The sequence below is a fragment of the Streptomyces sp. NPDC001851 genome (assembly GCF_040297165.1).
Taxonomy (GTDB): domain Bacteria; phylum Actinomycetota; class Actinomycetes; order Streptomycetales; family Streptomycetaceae; genus Streptomyces.
Genome location: NZ_JBEOYR010000003.1, coordinates 1 through 20907, shown reverse-complemented (window position 1 = coordinate 20907; position 20907 = coordinate 1). Strand labels below are relative to the sequence as shown.

Annotated in this window: 18 protein-coding genes; 14 read left to right on the top strand and 4 right to left on the bottom strand. The window is 69.2% G+C overall.

Translation table 11 applies throughout. From position 1 onward, the window contains the following. From ABT171_RS05115 to ABT171_RS05065, 11 genes are all read left to right on the top strand, one after another. Positions 1-1266, top strand: a complete 1266-nt coding sequence (locus tag ABT171_RS05115; protein ID WP_351239968.1) for a sensor histidine kinase — start codon at positions 1-3, stop codon at positions 1264-1266. Beyond that, positions 1256-1900, top strand: a complete 645-nt coding sequence (locus ABT171_RS05110) for a response regulator (RefSeq protein WP_351239966.1) — start codon at positions 1256-1258, stop codon at positions 1898-1900. Before ABT171_RS05115 ends, ABT171_RS05110 begins: the two co-directional genes overlap by 11 nt. A gap of 326 nt (positions 1901-2226) precedes the next feature. Then, on the top strand, positions 2227-4278 hold the full coding sequence (locus ABT171_RS05105) for a M4 family metallopeptidase (protein ID WP_351239964.1): 2052 nt from the start codon (positions 2227-2229) through the stop codon (positions 4276-4278). Positions 4279-4515: 237 nt separating this feature from the next. Next, positions 4516-6180 (top strand): M4 family metallopeptidase, encoded by a 1665-nt coding sequence (locus ABT171_RS05100; protein ID WP_351239962.1) that lies wholly within the window; start codon positions 4516-4518, stop codon positions 6178-6180. Between the two features lie 64 nt (positions 6181-6244). Then, positions 6245-6766 carry a DUF1990 domain-containing protein gene (locus ABT171_RS05095; protein WP_351239960.1) on the top strand — a complete coding sequence of 174 codons (522 nt, stop codon included), beginning with the start codon at positions 6245-6247 and terminating at the stop codon, positions 6764-6766. Next, the gene (locus ABT171_RS05090) at positions 6763-7110 is read left to right on the top strand and encodes a hypothetical protein (protein ID WP_351239958.1); all 348 of its coding nucleotides are present in this window, start codon (positions 6763-6765) and stop codon (positions 7108-7110) included. Before ABT171_RS05095 ends, ABT171_RS05090 begins: the two co-directional genes overlap by 4 nt. 108 nt (positions 7111-7218) lie before the next feature. Then, the gene (locus ABT171_RS05085) at positions 7219-7764 is read left to right on the top strand and encodes a hypothetical protein (RefSeq protein WP_351239956.1); all 546 of its coding nucleotides are present in this window, start codon (positions 7219-7221) and stop codon (positions 7762-7764) included. Further along, positions 7761-8381 carry a hypothetical protein gene (locus tag ABT171_RS05080; protein WP_351239954.1) on the top strand — a complete coding sequence of 207 codons (621 nt, stop codon included), beginning with the start codon at positions 7761-7763 and terminating at the stop codon, positions 8379-8381. Before ABT171_RS05085 ends, ABT171_RS05080 begins: the two co-directional genes overlap by 4 nt. Next, on the top strand, positions 8381-13090 hold the full coding sequence (locus ABT171_RS05075) for a putative T7SS-secreted protein (protein ID WP_351239952.1): 4710 nt from the start codon (positions 8381-8383) through the stop codon (positions 13088-13090). Before ABT171_RS05080 ends, ABT171_RS05075 begins: the two co-directional genes overlap by 1 nt. Next, positions 13090-13359 carry a hypothetical protein gene (locus ABT171_RS05070; protein ID WP_351239950.1) on the top strand — a complete coding sequence of 90 codons (270 nt, stop codon included), beginning with the start codon at positions 13090-13092 and terminating at the stop codon, positions 13357-13359. Before ABT171_RS05075 ends, ABT171_RS05070 begins: the two co-directional genes overlap by 1 nt. After that, positions 13356-13814 carry a macro domain-containing protein gene (locus ABT171_RS05065; protein WP_351239948.1) on the top strand — a complete coding sequence of 153 codons (459 nt, stop codon included), beginning with the start codon at positions 13356-13358 and terminating at the stop codon, positions 13812-13814. The genes ABT171_RS05070 and ABT171_RS05065 overlap by 4 nt, the downstream gene beginning before the upstream one ends. 195 nt (positions 13815-14009) lie before the next feature. Here the strand turns inward: ABT171_RS05065 and ABT171_RS05060 are convergent, their stop codons facing one another. The 3 genes from ABT171_RS05060 to ABT171_RS05050 all read right to left on the bottom strand — a co-directional run bounded on the left by ABT171_RS05060 (position 14010) and on the right by ABT171_RS05050 (position 15947). Further along, positions 14010-14195, bottom strand: coding sequence for a hypothetical protein (locus ABT171_RS05060; RefSeq protein ID WP_351240516.1), 186 nt, complete (start codon positions 14193-14195; stop codon positions 14010-14012). A gap of 448 nt (positions 14196-14643) precedes the next feature. Continuing rightward, entirely contained in the window at positions 14644-15528 is an 885-nt protein-coding gene (locus tag ABT171_RS05055) for an RpnC/YadD family protein (RefSeq protein WP_351239946.1), read from the bottom strand. After that, the gene (locus tag ABT171_RS05050) at positions 15528-15947 is read right to left on the bottom strand and encodes an ATP-binding protein (protein WP_351239944.1); all 420 of its coding nucleotides are present in this window, start codon (positions 15945-15947) and stop codon (positions 15528-15530) included. Before ABT171_RS05050 ends, ABT171_RS05055 begins: the two co-directional genes overlap by 1 nt. Before the next feature lie 201 nt (positions 15948-16148). Between ABT171_RS05050 and ABT171_RS05045 the strand changes: the two genes are divergently transcribed. Continuing rightward, on the top strand, positions 16149-16985 hold the full coding sequence (locus ABT171_RS05045) for a helix-turn-helix domain-containing protein (protein ID WP_351239942.1): 837 nt from the start codon (positions 16149-16151) through the stop codon (positions 16983-16985). A gap of 8 nt (positions 16986-16993) precedes the next feature. Further along, complete coding sequence (locus ABT171_RS05040) at positions 16994-17182, top strand: DUF397 domain-containing protein (protein WP_351239940.1); 189 nt, start codon at positions 16994-16996, stop codon at positions 17180-17182. A 34-nt stretch (positions 17183-17216) separates the two neighbouring features. Here the strand turns inward: ABT171_RS05040 and ABT171_RS05035 are convergent, their stop codons facing one another. Beyond that, positions 17217-19835, bottom strand: a complete 2619-nt coding sequence (locus ABT171_RS05035; protein ID WP_351239938.1) for a glycosyltransferase family 1 protein — start codon at positions 19833-19835, stop codon at positions 17217-17219. 330 nt (positions 19836-20165) lie between these two features. Between ABT171_RS05035 and ABT171_RS05030 the strand changes: the two genes are divergently transcribed. Next, a partial coding sequence (locus ABT171_RS05030; protein ID WP_351239936.1) for a maltotransferase domain-containing protein occupies positions 20166-20907 on the top strand: 742 nt, incomplete at its 3' end.

Here is a 20907-nt window from a genome sequence, read left to right as displayed (position 1 = left end):
ATGAGCGCGAGCGACAGGCAGATCGACCGGCGCTGGGAGCAGCTGCACGCCTGGGGGCCGTACGGGCTGCTCGGCATCGGCGCCGTCCTCGCGATCGCCTCGGCCGACCCGCACACCGAGCCGGCCAAGTGGTACGCCGCCGGGACCCTGACCGTCGCGGCGGCCGCGCTCCAGGTGTGGTGGCACGGCACCCGCCGCCGTCGGCCCGACTGCGGCCGGACGCCGTCCCCGGCCGGGACGGCGTACTACGTCGTCCGCTGGGCCGTCGCCTTCGCCCTCACCTGGATCAACCCGTTCTTCGCGTTCTACGCCGCCAGCGGCTACATGGACGCCGACGAGCTGCTCCCGCCCAGGTGGCTGCGGGCCGGACTGTTCGCGAGCGCGGTCACCGTGGCCGGCGCGCAGGCCGGCGGGCTGCCGTTCGGGAGCACAGCGCAGTGGATCGTCTTCGCCGCGCTCCTGATCGCCAACTCCGGCCTGCAGATGGTGATCGCCCATCTCACCCTGGCGGAGACGCAGCGGTCCCGTGAGCGCACCGCGACCATCACCGAGCTGGAGCGCACCAACACGGCGTTGCAGCAGGCTTTGGACGAGAACGCCGCCCTGCACGCCCAACTCCTCGTCCAGGCGCGGGAGGCGGGCGTCGCCGACGAGCGGCGCCGCCTGGCCGCCGAGATCCACGACACCATCGCCCAGGGCCTGACCGGGATCATCGCCCAGCTCCAGGTCGTGGCGAACGCCCCCGACCTGACCACCGCCCGCACCCACCTGGAGCGCGCCGCCACGCTCGCCCGGCACAGCCTCGGCGAGGCCCGCCGCTCGGTGCACAACCTCACCCCCGTCGCCCTCGCCGCCGACGGCCTTCCGGAGGCCCTGAAGAAGACGGTCGTCGAATGGGGCGAACGCACCGGCGTCCGGGCGGAGTTCACCGTCACCGGCACCACCGAGCAGCTGCACGACGAGGTCTCGGCGACGCTGCTGCGCATCGCCCAGGAAGCCCTGTCCAACGCGGCCCGGCACGCCCGCGCCACCCGCGTCGGGGTCACCCTCTCCTTCATGGACGACGAGGTCACCCTCGACATCCGCGACGACGGCACCGGCTTCGATCCGGCCGCCGTACCGGAGCGCACCCGCAGCGGCGGCTTCGGCCTGGACGGCATGCGGGCCCGCGCCGAACGCATCGCGGGCTCCCTGACGGTGGAGTCGGAGCCGGGGCACGGCACGGCGGTCTCGGCTCGCGTACCGTTGGTACGCGATGACCGCTGATCCTCCTGTCTCCCTGCTGATCGTCGACGACCACCCGGTCGTCCGCGACGGGCTGCGCGGCATGTTCGAGTCCGCCCCCGGCTTCACCGTGCTCGGCGAGGCCGCGAACGGCGTGGAGGCGGTCGACCGGGCCGCGGCCCTCGACCCGGACGTGATCCTGATGGACCTGCGGATGCCCGGCGGCTCCGGCGTGGACGCCATCCGCGAGCTGGCCCGGCGCGGCACCCGGGCCAGGGTTCTCGTACTCACCACGTACGACACCGACTCCGACACCCTGCCCGCGATCGAGGCGGGCGCCACCGGCTACCTCCTCAAGGACGCCCCGCGCGACGAGTTGTTCACCGCCGTCCGGGCCGCCGCCGAGGGCCGTACGGTCCTCTCCCCGGCGGTCGCCTCCCGTCTGGTCCACGCGGTGCGCAGCCCTCGCCGGCCCGGCGCCGAGCCCCTCTCGGCGCGCGAGCGCGAGGTGCTGACCCTGGTCGCCAAGGGCACGTCCAACCGCGAGATCGCCCGCGAGCTGTTCATCAGCGAGGCCACGGTCAAGACCCACCTCACCCACCTGTACGCCAAGCTCGGCGTCAACGACCGCGCGGCCGCGGTGGCGGTGGGGTACGACCGGGGGATCCTGGGCTAGGGCGTGTCGTTCGGGACACCCCGGCGCCGCGGGGCCTGGTACGTACATCTGCCGCGATGACGGCCGCCCGGTGACCGATCCGCATAGCGAACATGAACATCCGGTCAACGAACCATTTCCGGCCAAATTTGTGACGCGGTCCTGACAGCTGCGCTGATCCCCTGTCACTCTTCCCTGGCCGACTCACAGCAACCCCACAGCTCTTCTGCTCCGCGTGAGCCGGCCTGCACGTGGTTCCGCGTAACGCCCTGTTCTGCCCGGACGTCCCAACCCACCGTCCGGTCTCCCCTGGCCGCGCGACCCGCGGTCACGCAGAAGGAGTCAGTGTGAGCAGCAGTTCCTCTCGCAGACGCACCCCCCGCACAGCATCGCGCCCCACAGCGCACCCCCGTACCGCCGCCGTCGCCCTCGCCGGTGTCGCCGCCCTGATCGCCGTCGCCGTCCAGTCCGGCGCGGCCACCGCCGCACCGGCGAAGCCGCAGGCGGGCAAGGTGAATCCGGCCCATGTCGCGGTCGGGCTCACCCCCTCGCAGCGCGTCGAGCTGATCCGCGACGCCGACGCGACGAAGGCCGCCACCGCCCGGTCCCTCGGCCTCGGCGCCCAGGAGAAGCTGGTCGTCAAGGACGTCGTCAAGGACGCCGACGGCACCCTGCACACCCGCTACGAGCGCACCTACGCCGGCCTGCCGGTGCTCGGCGGCGACCTCGTCGTGACGTCGAGGTCGGGCAAGACCATGGACGTCGTCAAGGCCACCGGCGCCACGCTGAAGGTCGCCGGCCTCACCCCGGCGGTTCCGCGGGCCGCGGCGGAGAAGCAGGCCGTGCAGCGGGCCAAGGCCCTCGGCAGCAGCAGGACGGCGGCGGACTCCGTCCGCAAGGTGATCTGGGCGGCGAGCGGAAAGCCCGCCCTGGCCTACGAGACGGTGGTCGGCGGCCTCCAGGACGACGGCACCCCGAACCGGCTGCACGTCATCACCGACGCCGCCACCGGCAAGAAGCTGTACGAGTACCAGGGCATCGAGACCGGCGTCGGCAACACCCAGTACAGCGGCCAGGTGAACCTGACCACGACCCACTCGGGGTCGTCGTACACGCTGACCGACGGTACGCGCGGCGGTCACAAGACGTACAACCTGAACCACGGCACCTCGGGCACCGGCACCCTCTTCTCCCAGAGCAACGACACCTGGGGCAACGGCACCACGTCGAACGCCGCGACCGCGGGCGCGGACGCCCACTACGGCGCGCAGGAGACCTGGGACTTCTACAAGAACACCTTCGGCCGCAGCGGCATCAAGAACGACGGCGTCGGCGCCTACTCCCGCGTCCACTACGGCAACTCGTACGTGAACGCGTTCTGGGACGACGGCTGCTTCTGCATGACGTACGGCGACGGCTCCGGCAACAACGACCCGCTGACCGCGCTCGACGTCGCCGGGCACGAGATGAGCCACGGCGTCACCTCCAACACCGCGGGCCTCGACTACAGCGACGAGTCGGGCGGCCTGAACGAGGCCACCAGCGACATCATGGGCACCGGCGTGGAGTTCTACGCCAACAACTCGTCCGACCCGGGTGACTACCTCATCGGCGAGAAGATCAACATCAACGGCGACGGCACCCCGCTGCGCTACATGGACAAGCCCAGCAAGGACGGCGGCTCGGCGGACTCCTGGTACTCGGGTGTCGGCAACCTCGACGTGCACTACTCCTCGGGCGTCGCCAACCACTTCTTCTACCTGCTCAGCGAGGGCAGCGGCGCCAAGGTGATCAACGGCGTCAGCTACAACTCGCCGACCGCGGACGGGCTTCCGGTCACCGGCATCGGCCGGGACAAGGCGCTGCAGATCTGGTACCGGGCACTGACCACCAAGTGGACGTCCACCACCGACTACGCGGGCGCCCGCACCGGCACCCTCGCGGCGGCGGGCGAGCTGTACGGCACCTCCAGCGCCGAGTACAAGGCGGTGCAGGACGCCTGGGCGGGCGTCGCGGTCGGCGCGCGCTCCGGCGGCGGAGACGGCGGCGGCACGTCGTACGAGAGCACCACACCGGTCGCCATCCCGGACAACGGGCCGGCCGTCACCTCCAGCATCACGGTCTCCGGCAGGACCGGAAACGCGCCGGGCAACCTCCAGGTGGGCGTCGACATCACCCACACCTGGCGGGGTGACCTGGTGATCGACCTCGTCGGTCCGTCGGGCACCGCCTACCGTCTGAAGAACTTCAGCTCCTCGGACTCGGCGGACAACGTGAAGCAGACCTACACGGTGAACGCCTCCGCCGAACCGGCCAACGGGACCTGGAAACTGAGGGTGCAGGATCAGGCCACCTACGACACCGGAACGATCAACGGCTGGAAGCTGACGTTCCCGTAAACGGAGCGCCACAAGCCCGGGAAATGGGGGTTGTCCGAAGGTCCGGCACCTTCGGACGGCCTCGGTTAACACCCTTGAAACGTTTCCCAAACAGTCGTTTTCCAGCCAACATCACTTCGGGGCGCTGACATGTACGCGCCCCTAATGCCACTCTTCCCTCACCCGCCGCAGAGCTTCACCACACCGTTCCGGCCAGTAACCCCACGCTGACCGGACTCCCCACATGAAGGAGCTTGCGTGACCCCCCGCTACGCGCGTCACCAGCGCACCACTCTGGTCATCGCCACCGCCGTCGCCGCCGGAGCCCTCGTCACCACCGGTCTGGCCACCGGCGCCTCCGCCCAGACCCCGGCCGGCACCACGGCCGCCAAGCCGTCGGCCGCGGCACCGGTTGCGCTCACCGCCGCCGCCCGCACCTCCCTGATCCAGCAGGCGCAGGCCGGCGCGGCCGAGACCGCGCAGAAGATAGGCCTCGGCGCCAAGGAGAAGCTGGTCGTCAAGGACGTCGTCAAGGACGTCGACGGCACCGTCCACACCCGCTACGAGCGCACCTACGCGGGCCTGCCCGTGCTGGGCGGCGACCTCGTCGTGCACACCGCCAAGTCGGGCCGGACCGAAGGCGTCACCAGAGCCACCAAGGCCGCCATCAAGGTGGCCTCGCTCAAACCGCAGATCAGCGCCGCCAAGGCCGAGAAGCAGGCGGTGTCCGCCGCCCGTACCCTCGGCTCGGCCAAGTCCGCCGCGAGCGGCGCCCGCAAGGTGATCTGGGCCGGCTCCGGCAAGCCGGTCCTCGCCTACGAGACGATCGTCGGCGGCCTGCAGGACGACGGCACCCCGAACCAGCTGCACGTCATCTCCGACGCCGCCACGGGCAAGAAGCTCTTCCAGTACCAGGGCATCGAGAACGCGACCGGTACCGGCAAGACGCTGTACTCCGGCACGGTCAGCCTCAACACCACGCAGTCGGGCTCGACGTACAACCTGACCGACGGCACCCGGGGCGGTCACAAGACCTACAACCTGGCCCGCAAGACGTCCGGCAAGGGCACCCTGGTGGCCAGCTCCACCAACACCTTCGGCACCGGCACCGCCTCCAGCTCCTCCTCCGACCAGACCGCGGCCGCCGACGCCGCCTACGGCGCGCAGGAGACCTGGGACTTCTACAAGGCCACCTTCGGCCGCAGCGGCATCAAGAACGACGGCGTCGGCGCCTACTCCCGCGTCCACTACGGCAGCAACTACGTCAACGCCTTCTGGGACGACAGCTGCTTCTGCATGACCTACGGCGACGGCGAGGGCAACACCGACCCGCTGACGTCCCTGGACGTGGCCGGCCACGAGATGAGCCACGGCGTCACCGCCAACACCGCGGGCCTGGACTACTCGGGCGAGTCGGGCGGCCTGAACGAGGCCACCAGCGACATCATGGGCACCGGCGTGGAGTTCTACGCCAACAACGCGTCCGACAAGGGCGACTACCTCATCGGCGAGAAGATCAACATCAACGGCGACGGCACCCCGCTGCGCTACATGGACAAGCCCAGCAAGGACGGCGGCTCGGCGGACTACTGGTCCTCCTCCGTCGGCGACCTGGACGTCCACTACTCGTCCGGTGTCGCGAACCACTTCTTCTACCTCCTCTCGGAGGGCAGCGGCTCGAAGACGATCAACGGGGTGACCTACAACTCCCCGACGAAGAACGGCTCGACCATCACCGGCATCGGCCGCGCCAAGGCGCTGCAGATCTGGTACAAGGCGCTGACCGAGTACATGACCTCGACGACCGACTACTCGGGCGCCCGCGCGGCGACCCTGAGCGCGGCGTCGGACCTGTACGGCGCGAGCAGCACCGAGTACAAGACGGTGGCGGCGACCTGGAGCGCGGTCAACGTCACCAGCTGACCGGGCGACTGAGGGGCGGGCCCGGGAGGAAGGCACTCCCGGGCCCGCCCTACCCTTGTGACCCATGTCCTCGGCGCCCTTCACCTACGAGCCGGTCGGCGCGACCCGCGACGACCTGACGTACTGCCCGCCCGGCTTCCACCCCCTGCACGTGCGCACCCGCCTCGGCGAGGGCGAAAAGCTCTTCCAGCGGGCCGCCGAGGCGGTCCTCGGCTGGGAGATGCACCGCGCCCTGGGCGTGGGCATCGACGCCACCGCCGACCGCGCGGCCCCCGGCGTCGACGTCACGGTCACCCTGGCCGCCCTGATCAAGGCTCCCTGCCGCATCATCTGGACGACCGAGGAACCCCGCCGCGCGGGCTGGGCCTACGGCACCCTGGAGGGCCACCCCGAATGCGGTGAGGAAGTCTTCCTGATCGACCGCACGGGTGACGGCACGGTCTGGCTCACGGTCGCGGCCTTCAGCAAACCGGCCAAGTGGTACGCAAAGGCGGGCGGCCCGGCGACACGGGGCTTGCAGCACGCGTACGCCCGCCGGTGCGGGGCGGTGCTGCGGAAGCTGTGCGAGGGCCTGTCCGAGGCATGAGGATCACGCTCCGAAGGGCACCCCTCGTCCCCCTGACGACAGCCCTCGCCGCCGCACTGCTCGCCGCCCGCTTCACCTGGGACACCGACACCTTCCGGAACTGCCGCTACCTGGGCCCCTCCGCCCGCATGTACGCCACCTCGTGGGCCGGCCTCGCCTGCGCCGTCGCCGCCGTCCTCCTGTTCGCGACCCTGCCCCGCAGCGAACGCCGGGGCCTGGCGGCGGTGTCCGCGGTGGCCGGCGTCCTGCTCATGCCGCTGCTGCTCGCCGGCACCTACTGGCTGTACACCCCGGACCCGTCGGGCGGGTACGACTGCTCGGGGCTGCACTCGCCCACGCCGTAGCGCCACCCTTCGCGCACGTGCGTGCCGGGGTCGGAATCCGGCCGACCTGTTCACCGTCCCTCCTTTCCACATGGTGATGCGCAATGCGCCGATGCGATGATCGGACGCATGACCGAACAGGCGGACGGCGCCGGCTCGGGGGCGCGATTGCCGAGGTCACGGCTGTACGACTACGTGGGCCCGGCCCGAACCGACCAACGGGACACGACCGGACCGGAGACACCCGAGGGCACGGGTTTGCCCGAGCACGCAGCAACCGTCACCGATGCTCCGTACGAAGCCAGGCGCAGGCGCCGGGAGTTCGCGGTGCTGCTGGGCACGTTCCGCCGCACGGCGGTGCTGGTGCCGGTGGACGAGGACGGGGCGCCCCTGACGGGCGACTACGGCGGCATCCGCTGGATCTACGCGTTCTCCGACGAAACGGCCCTGGCACGCTTCGCGCTCGCGCGCGGCGAGGGCGACCGGGAGTGGGCGTACCAGAGGTGGCTGGGAGCCCGGTTGCTGGACACCGGGGTGCCGGCCGTAGGGGTGCCCTGCGGAGTGGCCCTGGATGTGGGGTCCGAGGGTGAGGGCGCGCTGTTCCCGCCGGTGCGCGGGATCGTGCCGGACAAGGCGGCGGTCGACGTCGCCGCGAGGACGGGGGATGTGAAGTGACCGGCGGTGGTGGCGGCCCGGACCTGAAGGCGGAAGGGCTGGCGTTGATCGCCAAGGGCCTGACCGATGCCTTGAATGAGCTGAAGGACCTCGGCTCGATCGGCGACGCCGGGGTCGGGCGCGGGTTCGATGACGTCGCTCTGTCCGGGCTGGAGCTGGGACACGAGGGACTGACCGACGAGTTCAAGTCGTTCTGTGACCGCTGGAAGTGGGGTGTACGAGCCCTGATCATCGAGGGCAACGCCTTCGCGCACGACACGGGTCTGGCGGCCGGCACGTACTACGAGACCGATCAGTACGTCGGCGGCGCGTTGAGGGTCGGTGCGAACTCGCTGGTGGGCAACCCGCACGCGTCCGAGGAGGACGTGGAGAAGATGAGCTGGGACCAGTGGGCCGACCACACGGCTGACGCCTACTCCCACCCGGACTACAGCGAGAAGTCCTTCGACAAGGCGTGGGACAACAGCAAGCAGAGCTGGACGAACACCGGGCGGGACTTCATGCACTCGCAGGCCGCCGAGAACTTGGGCGTCAGGCCCAGCGGTGTCCCGGACGCCGAGTGGAACAAGTTGACCGACACCGCGTTCCCCGCACCGCCGCAGGGCGGTGAGGGCTGATGGAATTCGGCAAGATCGCCAACGCGGTTGTGGGCGGTGTCGAGGACGTCTACGACCAGGGCAAGAAGAAGCTCGGTGAGGGCGTCGACTACGTCACCGACGAGGTCGGCAAGGGCCTGGACCACGTCGGACTGCACAACTGGGCGACCACGGTCGAGGACTGGGGCGACGGACTGGCCTCCGACCTGGGCGCCACCCCGGGCGAGAAGCAACTCGGCCAGAGCGACGACGCGAGCCAACTCATCCACGGCAGCCCCGGCAGTATCCGCGACAGCGCCAAGCACCTGCGGGCCTTCCACGGCGCCTTCGACAAGGTCGGCCAGGGCCTGAAGAAGGTCGACTCCTCCGGCTGGCAGGGCGAGGGCGGCGACGCCTTCCGCAAGAAGTTCGGCGTCCATCCGGCCAAGTGGGCCCAAGCAGCCGAGGCCTGCCACACGGCGTCGGCCGCCCTGGAGTCGTACGCCGACACCGTCCAGTGGGCCCAGGGCCAGGCCAAGGAAGCCATCGCCCTCTACGACAAGGGCGTGAAGGCGTCCAAGGACGGGGCCGCCGCCTACAACAAGAAGGTCGACGCCTACAACGCCAAGCTGAAAGCAGGTCAGGACCCGGGCTCCGCACCGGAACCGTTCCACGACCCCGGCAAAGCCGACATCACCGAGGCCGTACACAAACTCGCCGCGGCCCGCAAGCAGCGCAACACCGCCGCCACCGAAGCCCAGGGCAAGGTGAAGGCGGCCCTCGCCCACGCGCCCGCCGAGCCCCCGCCGCTCGCGCGCCTGAACACCGACTTCATGGACCGCATGTTCTCCGCGGGCACCGAGCTCACCCACATCGGCGGGGGCCTGATCAAGGGCACGGCCGGCGTGATCGGCTTCGTCCGCAGCATCGATCCCACCGACCCGTACAACGTCACACATCCCGCCGAGTACCTCCAGGGCCTCAGCATGACCCTGTCCGGCCTGGTCTCCACGGGCTTGAACCCCGACCGTGCCCTGAACGACATGTGGAACCAGGCCCGCAAGGACCCCGCCGAGTTCGGAGGCCGCCTGTCCTCCCAGTTCCTCGTCGGTGACGGCACCGGACTGGAGCTCGGCCTGGCACGGGACGCGGCCGGGGCGGGCCTGGTGCGCCGGGCGGCGGAGGGGGCCGGTGAGCAGGGGCTGCGCAAGACCGCCCGGGACGCGGTGGAGGAGGGCGCCGAGGACGTCTCGCGCCGGCCGGTCGAGAAGGTCTGTGAGAAGGACCCCGTCGACGTCGCGACCGGCCGGATGGTGCTGCCGCAAACCGATGTCTCCCTCCCGGGCCTGCTGCCCCTGATCGTCAAGCGCCAGTTCGAGTCGTCGTACCGGCTCGGAGGCTGGTTCGGCCCGACCTGGTCCTCCACCCTCGACCAGCGCCTGGAGATCGACGCGGAGGGCGTCGTCTTCGTAGGCGAGGACGGCCTGACGCTCGCCTATCCGCACCCGGCACCGGGCGTCCCGACCCTGCCCTCCCACGGTCCGCGCTGGCCGCTGGACCGAGTGGCCGACGGCTACACGCTGACCAGCCCGGAGTCCGGTCAAGTACGGCACTTCGCAGCCCGCTCCGATGACCTGGCGGTGCTGGAACAGGTCGACGACCGCAACGGCAACTGGATCACGTTCGAGTACGACACTCACGGCACACCCGTTGCCCTCACCCACGGCGGCGGCTACCGCCTGCTGCTGTCGACCGCCGGCGGCCGGGTCACCGCACTGCACCTGGCGGGTGCCGCAGCGGACGGCCGCGACCAGGAGTTGATCCGCTACGGCTACACCGACGGCCACCTCACCGAGGTCTTCAACTCCTCCGGCCGCCCGACCGTCTTCGGCTACGACGCCCAAGGCCGCATCACCTCCTGGACGGACACCAACGACAGCCACTTCACTTACGCCTACGACGACGAGGACCGCTGCACCCACCAGTCCGGCGCCGCCGGCCACCTGCGCTCGGCCTTCACCTACGGGCCGGTGGATCCGGACACCGGCGAGCACACCACGACCATCACCGACTCACACGGCCACACCACCCGCTACCTGATCAACCGCCGCTGCCAGGTGATCGCCGAGACGGACGCCGTGGGCGCGACCACGCACTACGTCCGCGACCGCCGCAACCGCCTGCTCTCCACGACGGACCCGCTGGGCCACACGACGACGTTCCACTACGACACCGCAGGCAACCTCACCTCGGTCGTCCGCCCGGACGGCCGCGAGTCGAGGGCGGAGTACAACGACCTGGCCCTGCCGGTGAAGGTGGTGAACCCGGACGGCACGGTGCTCCGCCAGACGTACGACGAACGGGGCAACCGCACCTCGCTGACGGACCCGGCGGGCCGGACCACCCGGTTCGCGTACAACGAGGCCGGCCACCTGACGTCGGTGACGGACCCGCTGGGCAACACGACCACGGTCGTCTGCGACCGCGCCGGCCTCCCGATCGAGGTGACCGATCCACTGGGCGCACGCACCCGGTACGAGCGGGACGCCCTGGGCCGCCCCCTCGCGGTCACGGACCCCACGGGCGCCACGACACGCCTGGAATGGTCGACCGAGGGCCACCTGACCCGCCGCACGACCCCCGACGGCACCACGGAGACCTGGACGTACGACGGCGAGGGCAACTGCACGAGACACACCGACCCGCTCGGCGGTGTCTCCCGCTTCGAATACACCCACTTCGACCTGCTGGCGGCACGCACCGGCCCGGACGGCGTCCGCTACGAGTTCACCCACGACACGGAACTCCGCCTGACCAGGGTCACCAACCCGCAAGGCCTGACGTGGACGTACGAGTACGATCCGGCAGGCCGCCTGGTGACGGAGAAGGACTTCGACGACCGCACCCTGACATACACCTACGACCCCGCCGGCCGCCTTGCCACACGGCGGAACGCACTGGGCCACGTCACATCCTTCGAACGCAACGAACTGGGCCAGGTTCTCCGCAAAGACGCGGCAGGCCAGGTCACGACCTACGCCTACGACTTCACGGACCAACTGGCCCAGGCGACGGGCCCCGACGGTACAACCCTGAGCCTGCTGCGCGACCGCCACGGCCGCCTCCACTCGGAAACGGTCAACGGCCGCACGCTCACGTACACGTACGACACCCTGGGCCGCCGCACCGGCCGCACCACCCCCACAGGCGCCAAGACCACGTGGTCGTACGACGCCGCAGGCCGCCGCACAGGCATGGTGGCCTCAGGCCGATCCATCGACTTCACGTACGACGAAGCAGGCCGCGAACTGACCCGCCGTATAGCCGAAACGATCACCCTGGAGCACACCTTCGACCCCCTGGGCCGCCTGACCACCCAGTCGGTGACCGGCGCACAGGGCCGCACGGTCCAGCACAGGACATACACCTACCGAGCCGACGGCAACGTCATCGGCATCGACGACCAACTCTCCGGCATCCGCCGCTTCGACCTCGACGCGACAGGAAGGGTGACAGCGGTCCACGCGACGAACTGGACGGAGCGCTACGCCTACGACGAGGCGGGCAACCAGACCCAGGCGTCCTGGCCGTCGGACCACCCGGGCACGGAGGCGACCGGAACCCGCGAGTACACAGGCACCCGCATCATCCGCGCCGGAAACGTCCGCTACGAACACGACGCCCTGGGCCGCATCACCCTGCGCCAGAAGAGCCGCCTGTCCCGCAAGCCGGACACCTGGCGCTACGAATGGGACGCTGAGGACCGCCTGACCTCGGTCGTCACGCCGGACGGCACCCGCTGGCGCTACACCTACGACCCCCTGGGCCGCCGCACGGCGAAACTCCGCCTGGCCGAGGACGGCGAAACGGTCCTGGAGAGGGTGGACTTCACCTGGGACGGCACGACCCTCTGCGAACAGACCACGACCTCCCCCGACCTCCCCCACCCGGTCACCCTCACCTGGGACCACCAGGGCCTCCGCCCCCTCGCACAAACAGAACGCATCACCGCAGCGGATGCGCCACAGGACGAGATCGACTCCCGCTTCTTCGCGATAGTCACCGACCTGGTCGGCACCCCCAGCGAACTGATAGACGAACAAGGCGACATCGCCTGGCGCACCAGAAGCACCCTGTGGGGCACCACGGCCTGGGCGGCCAACAGCACCACCTACACACCCCTACGCTTCCCAGGCCAGTACTACGACCCCGAGACCGGCCTCCACTACAACTACTTCCGCCACTACGATACAGAAACGGCTCGCTTCCTCACCCAGGACCCACTGGGCCTTGAGCCAGCTCCAAACCCGTCGGCTTATGTAACAAATCCTCACACCTGGACCGATCCTCTAGGATTGACTCCTTGCACCCTGTATCACTACACCAACGAGGAAGGACTCAAGGGAATCCTCAATTCCAGGGAGATCTGGAATTCCACGGGGTCGACGCATGCGCGATTCGGCGACGGGCAATATTTCACCGATATAGCACCAGAAAACATCAGCGGCCTAAAGAAAGCAGATCTCACACCGGCAGATATCGCAGCAGGAAAGATATCCGGATACCAGTTGGTGCAGAGACTGTTTGGGCGCCCCACGAGATGGGGCCTTGGGAAGTCTACGCATTTCGTTGAGATCGACGTTCGAGACCTATCAATCGGAATGGGGAGGGAGAATGTATTCTTCCACCTAAACAATGGGGCGCTGGACGTATCAAATCGCATAGTTCGATCCGGGAAGACGCCTTTCTGATGATTGATTACTTCCGCCTAGAGACCGAAGCAATGGACTACCGCGACGCAGTCGTTTATTATGAATTCATCAACTGCGTACCGAGTAGGCAGGTGACGAATGTCGACGATCTCTGGCTGAGCTCACGCCGCAACTCTCACCCGACGGTGGGACCATTGCTAACAGATCAACTTCTACAGCCTGGAGAGTTCCCCGCGGAGGCAAGAATCAGCCCGGAGGAATTTAATATGGTTTGGCAGCGAGCCATTGAACAGGAAGACCGATCGTGACCCTTGTTCACCGCGAAGGGGACCTTTTTTCAGCACAGGACGCCGAGGCGCTGGCACATGGATGCAACTGCGCCGGCGCCATGGGGCGAGGGATTGCAGTTGAATTCAAGAATCGATGGCCGGACATGTACGCCACATATCGACGTAAGTGCCAAGATGGAGAGTTCCCGGTAGGGGCATGCTTTCCATGGAAGACTCCACAGGGCCTCGTCATCTATAACCTTGGAACGCAGAGGCATTGGCGCGCGCCAGCACGACTACCCGATGTTGTCAATGCGGTAGAAGCTATGTGCACCCACGCAGTATCGCATGGCATTAGCCGAATTGCGATGCCCCGCATCGCTTCTGGGCTCGGCCGCCTGACCTGGGCCGAGGTGGAAAAAGCTATTACCCCTGCGGTTGAATCGAAGGAACTGACGGTGATTGTTTATCGATTCCAATCCGATGAGACTTAATGCCGTACTGATGCCCGAGCCCTAAGTCCCTGGCTCACCGTCCCATTGCGGTGACCGTCTGGGCGCGCTCACCGGGGAGCAAGCCGATTGGCAGGAATGTTCCATCCTGTTCAGGTAGTGCGAGTTTCTGGACCTGACGGGCACCTCGTGCCTCAGACCTGCCTGGAAGGCACCTGCGAACGGCCCAACGGTCACTTACGGGATACTGCGCCATTCCAGGACACGGAGGATCATCTCGGCCTTGGCCTCGGCCCGGCCCTGTTCCCGGCCCTCCTCGCGTACCTGTTCCGCCAGCGGGTGTCGCCAGAAGTACTGGATCGCCGTCATCAAATCCGTCCGCTGCGGCAGATTGGCGGTTTTGGGCCACACCGCCAGGCTCATCCCCGCCTCCACACCCGGACTGACTCCGCCGAGTAGCCCAAATCTGCCAATCGTCCACTGCAGCGGGCCTTGAGCCGAGGCGCGCACCCCACCCGCGCGCTCATCACCCCAGCCTCCACCAAGCCACCAGAGCGCACGTACCACCGCACCCATTCACCGACCTCTCAGCCGCCGAACTCACCCGGCGTCCCTGCGAGGCGCGACCGCGCACCCTCGCCGACGCCGCGCACGCAGCCGACCCCAGGGACCGGTACCGGTCAGGGCCACCGCTCTTCCGGGCCGCTCGCTCGCTTCTTCCCCGGGCTGGAGCGAGGTGGGTCAAGGGTGGCCCGCAGGGCCATCGCCGAAGGCGACGCGGGAGTGGAGCGCAGCGGAACGGGAGCGCCCTTGACGCACCTCGCGGAAGCCCGACACTGACCCAGAAGCGAGCGGCCCAACGGCCACGTGCTCACTCCGTGGCGAACAACTCCGCCACCTCCGCCGCATGTACCGCCCGCCGGGCCCACACCTCCAGCTGATCCAGGTCCGTGCAGGCCATCACGCGCTCCCGGACAGCATCGGGCACCGGGATGCCGCGCCATTCCAGGACACGGAGGATCATCTCAGCCTTGGCTTCAGCCCGGCCTTGCTCCCGGCCCTCCTCCCGCACCTGTTCCGCCAGCGGGTGTCGCCAGAAGTACTGGATCGCCGTCATCAGATCCCTCCACATCTGCTTCGCCTGGGGATCGGCCAGGCAGGAGTCGACGAACTGCACGAAGACTGCGGCACTATCCGGGTCGATGGTCCGCAGGGCGGCGGCCAGGGATTCCAGTATGGCCGGAGCCTGCGGTCCACGCCCGTGTGTCATGGCCGAGAGCACCGCAAGGGGGACATCCCGTTCGGCCTGCCGCTCGTCCGCGATCACCGGCACGTTGTCCGGGCCCAGCACCAGCGGACGCACCGTCAGCGAGTGCCAGTCCCTGAAGCCGAAGCGGATCGGGCGGGACGCCCACCTGGCCGTCGTACTGCTCTGCGTGATGACGATGAGCACCGGCTCGCAGCGGTACTTCTCGTACAGGTAGCTCAGGTAGTACGGCCAGCTGCCCCGCTTGCGCTCGTCCACCTTCCCCTGCGACTCCACCACCAGGAGGTACGTGCCCTCGTCCGTCTCCGCCCGCAGCAGGGTGTCCACGCGGCGCTCGACCGGTTCGATCTCGGTGAGGTCCACGTTCAGCGCCGCGATCTCCCTGGGCTCGGGGAACGGCACGTGCAGCACCTTCTGTAACGCCTTCGTCAGCAGCGTCGGATCCTTCTGGAAGATCCGGTGCAACGCCTCATGCGACTGGCCCACCATCACGCGGCCCCCAGCTCACACCACACGTACTTCCCGTGATCCCCGAACCGCGCCGTCGGCTGCCAGCCCCAGTACTCCGAGCAGGCCCTCACCAACCCCAGCCCCCGCCCGTCCTCCAGCTCCAGGCCGGCCATCTGCTCCGGCGGGCGCGGCGGATCCGGTGGGGCGGGGTCCGTGTCCCACGCCCCGATCCACACCATCCCCTCCGGCGTACGGCGGACCCTCAGCGCCGCCGGCCCCTTGGTGTGCCGTACGGCGTTCGAGACCAGCTCCGTCGCCAGCAGTTCCGCCGTGTCCACGATCCCGATCAGACCGTGCAGGGTGAGGATCAGGCGCAGGGTGCGGCGGCACACCGTCACCGCTCTCAGGTCGTTGGGGATGTAGAGCGTGTAGTCCCAGGTGTCGTCGTCTTCGGACATGCGTCATCAACTCCAGTCGTTGAGGGGAAGGTGGCGCGCGGTGGCATTGCCGCAGCCGTCATGGCAGGGCGGAGCGGTGCGCTTCCGCTGCGTGTGCGATGCGTCACTGACGGTAAATCTAAATCTAGGGACGCAGCAAGTCGATCGCGTAATCTGACGCCGAACGAGTTGCGCCAACGGGCCGGTGAGGAGAGCCAGTCGATGGTGAAGAGGCGCGAGCCAACGGCACGCCAGATGCGCCTGGCAACTGAACTGCGCAGACTCCGTGAGGCGGCGGGTCTCAACTCCCGCCAGGCGGCCGCGCTGCTCGGCGTGGCTCCCGCCCAGATCACCCACATCGAGTCGGCGCTCGCGGGCGTGAGCGAGCAGCGGGTCCGTCGCCTCGCCTCTCACTACGCCTGCACCGACGAAGAGTTCATCGACGCCCTGGTGGCGATGGCCACCGACCGGACGCACGGCTGGTGGGAGGAGTTCCGGGGTGCGCTGCCCAACTCATTCCTGGACTTGGCCGAACTGGACCACCACGCCACGTTCCTCCGTGAGGTGGCCATCCTGTATGTGCCGGGCCTGCTACAGACGGAGGGCTATGCCCGCGCGGTCTTCTCCGCCCGCGTACCGGAACTCACCGACGAAGAGCTTGAGTTGCGTGTCCAGCACCGCATGAGGCGCCAGCAGCTCACCATCCCGTACGAACTGGTTGTCCACGAGGCGGCCCTGCGCATCAGAGTCAGTGACCGTGCCGCCTCCCGAGCCCAACTGGGCAAGCTGCTGGAACGCTCCGAATCGGACGACGTCACCGTACGGGTGATCCCCTTCGACCTGGACGGCTTCGCAAGAGCCGCCAGCTCCATGACGTACGTCGGCGGCTCTGTTCCCAAGCTGGACACGGTCGTGCGTGACGTACCCCACGGCTCGGCCTTCATCGACTCCGAAGCACAGCTCAGCGCCTTTCGAACGCGCTTCCGTAAGGTGGAGGCTGCATCGCTCGACCCCGACCGGTCGCGCGACTTCATCCACAAGCTGGCGCAAGAGCTGTGAGGCATCCCATGGACACCCCCGAAAACTGGCGGAAGTCGTCCTACTCGGGCCCCGACGACGGCAACAACTGCGTGGAAATAGCCACCACCCCCACCCACACCACCCTCCGCGACTCCAAGGATCCGGCCGCCGGCACCCTCACCGTCCCGGCCGGATCCTTCGCCCTCTTCATCGAGGCCCTGAAGAAGACGCCCTGAAGAAGACGCCGTAGCGCGCAGACCGCCGCGGTCCCTACCGCAGCAACACCCCCGCCCCCTCCGCCACATCCTCCGAAGGCACCGCCACCAGCCCCAGCTCCGCCGCGGAGGCGAGCAGGCGGTGGCTCGGGAGGATGCGGACCGTGTAGCCGTAGGGGCCGGTGCGGTCCAGGGCCAGGGGGCCCTCGTACAGCAGGCGGCCCTCCAGGTCGGGGGCCCCCGTCGGCTTCAGGGGGACCACCGTCGCGTCCGTGATGCGGTCCTCCGCGTCCACGCGGCCGGACACCGCCTGCACCTCGACGTCGTCGGGGGACAGATCGCCCAGGGCCACCCGCACCCGCAGGCCCACCGTCGTGCCCAGCTCTGCCGTGGCCGTCGTCGCCGTCGTCTCCACGTGGTCCACGCTCACCCCGGGCCAGGCCGCCCGGACCCGGGACTTCCAGGCGGCCAGCTCGCTCGCCGTGTCCGGGGTCAGCGCGCGGTGCGCCTGCGCGGCGGGGACGTAGAGGCGGTCGACGTACTCGCGGACCATGCGGCCGGCCAGCACCTTCGGGCCCAGCAGGCTCAACGTCTGGCGGACCATCGTGATCCAGCGGTCGGGCAGTCCACCCCGGCCCCGCTCGTAGAAGCGCGGAGTCACCCGCTGCTCCAGGAGGTCGTACAGCGCCGCCGCCTCGATGTCGTCGCGGCGGTCCGGGTCCGTGCCCGCGCCGTCCGCCGTCGGGATGGCCCAGCCGAAGTCCGGCTGGAACCATTCGTCCCACCAGCCGTCCAGGACGGAGAGGTTCAGGCAGCCGTTCAGCGCGGCTTTCATTCCGCTCGTCCCACACGCTTCCAAGGGGCGGAGGGGGTTGTTCAGCCAGATGTCGCAGCCGGGGTAGAGCTTCTGCGCCATCGCCATGCCGTAGTCGGGCAGGAAGACGATGCGGTGGCGGACCCGTGGGTCGTCGGCGAACCGGACCAGCTCCTGGACCAGGCGTTTGCCGCTGTCGTCCGCCGGGTGGGCCTTGCCCGCGACCACGATCTGCAGCGGTCGGTCCGTGTGCAGGAGCAGCTCCATGAGGCGGTCGCGGTCCCGGAGCATCAGGGTCAGGCGTTTGTACGACGGGACGCGCCGCGCGAAGCCGATCGTCAGGACGTCCGGGTCCAGCACCCCGTCGATCCAGCCCAGCTCCGCATCGGCCGCGCCCCGTTGACGCCATGACGCCCGCAGCCGCTCGCGCACCTCCAGCACCAGCTGCTCGCGGAGCGTCCGGCGCAGCTCCCAGATCTCCTGGTCCGGGATGTCGGCGAGGGAGTCCCAGCGGTCGGTGCCGCCGACGGTCAGCGCGTCCTCGGCCCGCTCGGAACCGACCTGCCGGGCGCCGAGCCGCAGGACCTCCGGGGCGACCCAGGTCGGCGCGTGCACGCCGTTGGTCACGGAGGTGATCGGCACCTCGTCGGGGTCGAATCCCGGCCACAGGCCCGCGAACATCTCCCGGCTGACCTGTCCGTGCAGCAGGGACACCCCGTTGGCCCGCTGGGCCAGCCTGAGGCCCATCACGGCCATGTTGAAGAGGTTGGGCTCGCCGCCGGGGTACGTCTCCATGCCCAGGCGCAGCACGCGGTCCACCTCGATGCCGGGGAGCTCGGCGTCCGGCCCGAAGTGCCGGGCGACCAGCTCGCGGTCGAAGCGGTCGATGCCGGCCGGGACGGGGGTGTGGGTGGTGAAGACCGTGCCGCCGCGCACCGCCTCCAGGGAGGAGTCGAAGTCCAGGCCCTGCTCGCACAGTTCGGCGATGCGTTCCAGGCCGAGGAAGCCGGCGTGGCCCTCGTTGGTGTGGAACACCTCCGGCTCGGGGTGTCCGGTGAGGCGGCAGTACGTCCGTACCGCCCGGACCCCTCCTATGCCGAGCAGCATCTCCTGCAGCAGCCGGTGCTCGCTGCCGCCGCCGTAGAGCCGGTCGGTCACCCCGCGTTCGCCGAGGTCGTTGTCCTCCACGTCCGAGTCGAGCAGCAACAGGGGCACCCTGCCCACCTGGGCCAGCCAGATCCGGGCGTGCAGCGCCTTGCCGCCGGGCAGTGCCAGCGAGACCCGCGCCGGGGCGCCGTCGGCCTCCTTCAGCTGGGTGAGGGGCAGCTCGTTGGGATCGAGCACCGGGTAGTGCTCCTGCTGCCAGCCGTCCCGGGACAGGGTCTGCCGGAAGTACCCGTGGCGGTACAGCAATCCGACCCCGATCAGGGGTACGCCGAGATCGCTGGCCGCCTTCAGATGGTCCCCCGCCAGGATGCCGAGGCCGCCGGAGTACTGGGGCAGGGCGGCCGTGATGCCGAACTCGGGGGAGAAGTAGGCCACCGCGGCGGGCAGGCCGGCGGCCTGTGTCTGATACCAGCGGTCACCGGTCAGATAGTCGTCCAGGTCGTCGGCGGCCGCGCCGAGGCGGCGCAGGAAGCGGCGGTCGCCCGCCAGTTCGGCCAGCCGCGCCGGCCGCACCCGGCCCAGGGTCCGCACCGGGTCGCCCCCGGCCGCGGCCCAGGCCTCGGGATCGACGGACTGGAACAGATCGCGCGTTTCCGCATGCCAGGACCAGCGCAGATTGCGCGCCAGGTCGCTCAGCGGCCGGAGGGGTTCGGGGAGAACGGGACGGACGGTGAACCGACGGATCGCCTTCACATGCCACCTCGGGCGCGTCACGGGGTGAGACGCACCGCGCTGTACGTCTCGTCGTCACTCTCGACGGTAGTGGTTACCCGGGCGTCGGTGGGGACGCCCGGTGGGGGTGTCGGGGCGTGCGGAAGCGGTCTCCGGGCACCTGGAAGAAGGAGGCCGGTCTTGTGGGTGGACATACGCGTGAGTAGTTAACAAAGTATCCGGATTGCCCACCCGAACAGGATGGGAAGGCTCCTCCGGTACACACCCCACAGGCGTCACCCGTACACCTCCGCAGGACCCACCTCCCCACATCCATCCGCCACACCCACGTTGACGCGGACAGGAGCGGTCATGCCCGCCATGCACCATTCGTCAGCACCCTTGAACAGCAGCAAGGCCACGGCAGCGGCAAAGACAACGGCACAGACAACGGCACAGCAGGCCTCGAAGAAGACAACGCGCAAGAAGGCGGTGAAGCCAGTCAGGGAGACCACCCTCGGCCGTATCCCCGTCCTCGACGTACGCCCCGTGGTGCAGCAGGGGCGCAGGCCGGCCAAAGCGGTGACCGGTGAGTCGTTCGAGGTGTCCGCCACCGTTTTCCGGGAGGGGCACGACGCCGTCTCCGCGAACGTGGTGCTGCGCGACCCGGCAGGCCGGGCGGGCCCCTGGACACCGATGCGCGAGCTCGCCCCGGGCACCGACCGCTGGGGCGCCACCGTCACCGCGGGTGAACCCGGCCGCTGGACCTACACGGTGGAGGCCTGGTCCGACCCGCTCTCGACCTGGCGGCACACCGCCCGGATCAAGATCCCGGCCGGCATCGACACCGAACTGGTCCTGGAGGAGGGCGCCCGGTTGTACGAGCGGGCGGCCGCCGGAGTCCCCAAGGAGGCACGGCCGGTCGTCCTGGACGTGGTAGCGGCCCTGCGGGACGAGGACCGCCTCGCCGCCTGGCGTCTCGCGGCGGCGCTGGCCCCGGAGGTGGACGCGCTGCTGGCCCGCCATCCGTTGCGGGAGCTGGTCACCGCCTCCGATCCGATGCCGCTGCTGGTGGAGCGTGAACGCGCCCTGTACGGCTCCTGGTACGAGTTCT

What these genes read in the sequence shown, in the direction of transcription:
- ABT171_RS05050 (WP_351239944.1), bottom strand. Translation starts at nt 15,947, where the DNA reads ATGTCCGAAGACGACGACACCTGGGACTACACGCTCTACATCCCCAAC.
- ABT171_RS05055 (WP_351239946.1), bottom strand. Translation starts at nt 15,528, where the DNA reads ATGGTGGGCCAGTCGCATGAGGCGTTGCACCGGATCTTCCAGAAGGAT.
- ABT171_RS05070 (WP_351239950.1), top strand. Translation starts at nt 13,090, where the DNA reads ATGATTGATTACTTCCGCCTAGAGACCGAAGCAATGGACTACCGCGAC.
- ABT171_RS05090 (WP_351239958.1), top strand. Translation starts at nt 6,763, where the DNA reads ATGAGGATCACGCTCCGAAGGGCACCCCTCGTCCCCCTGACGACAGCC.
- ABT171_RS05060 (WP_351240516.1), bottom strand. Translation starts at nt 14,195, where the DNA reads ATGAGCCTGGCGGTGTGGCCCAAAACCGCCAATCTGCCGCAGCGGACG.
- ABT171_RS05110 (WP_351239966.1), top strand. Translation starts at nt 1,256, where the DNA reads ATGACCGCTGATCCTCCTGTCTCCCTGCTGATCGTCGACGACCACCCG.
- ABT171_RS05095 (WP_351239960.1), top strand. Translation starts at nt 6,245, where the DNA reads ATGTCCTCGGCGCCCTTCACCTACGAGCCGGTCGGCGCGACCCGCGAC.
- ABT171_RS05045 (WP_351239942.1), top strand. Translation starts at nt 16,149, where the DNA reads ATGGTGAAGAGGCGCGAGCCAACGGCACGCCAGATGCGCCTGGCAACT.
- ABT171_RS05085 (WP_351239956.1), top strand. Translation starts at nt 7,219, where the DNA reads ATGACCGAACAGGCGGACGGCGCCGGCTCGGGGGCGCGATTGCCGAGG.
- ABT171_RS05040 (WP_351239940.1), top strand. Translation starts at nt 16,994, where the DNA reads ATGGACACCCCCGAAAACTGGCGGAAGTCGTCCTACTCGGGCCCCGAC.
- ABT171_RS05075 (WP_351239952.1), top strand. Translation starts at nt 8,381, where the DNA reads ATGGAATTCGGCAAGATCGCCAACGCGGTTGTGGGCGGTGTCGAGGAC.
- ABT171_RS05115 (WP_351239968.1), top strand. Translation starts at nt 1, where the DNA reads ATGAGCGCGAGCGACAGGCAGATCGACCGGCGCTGGGAGCAGCTGCAC.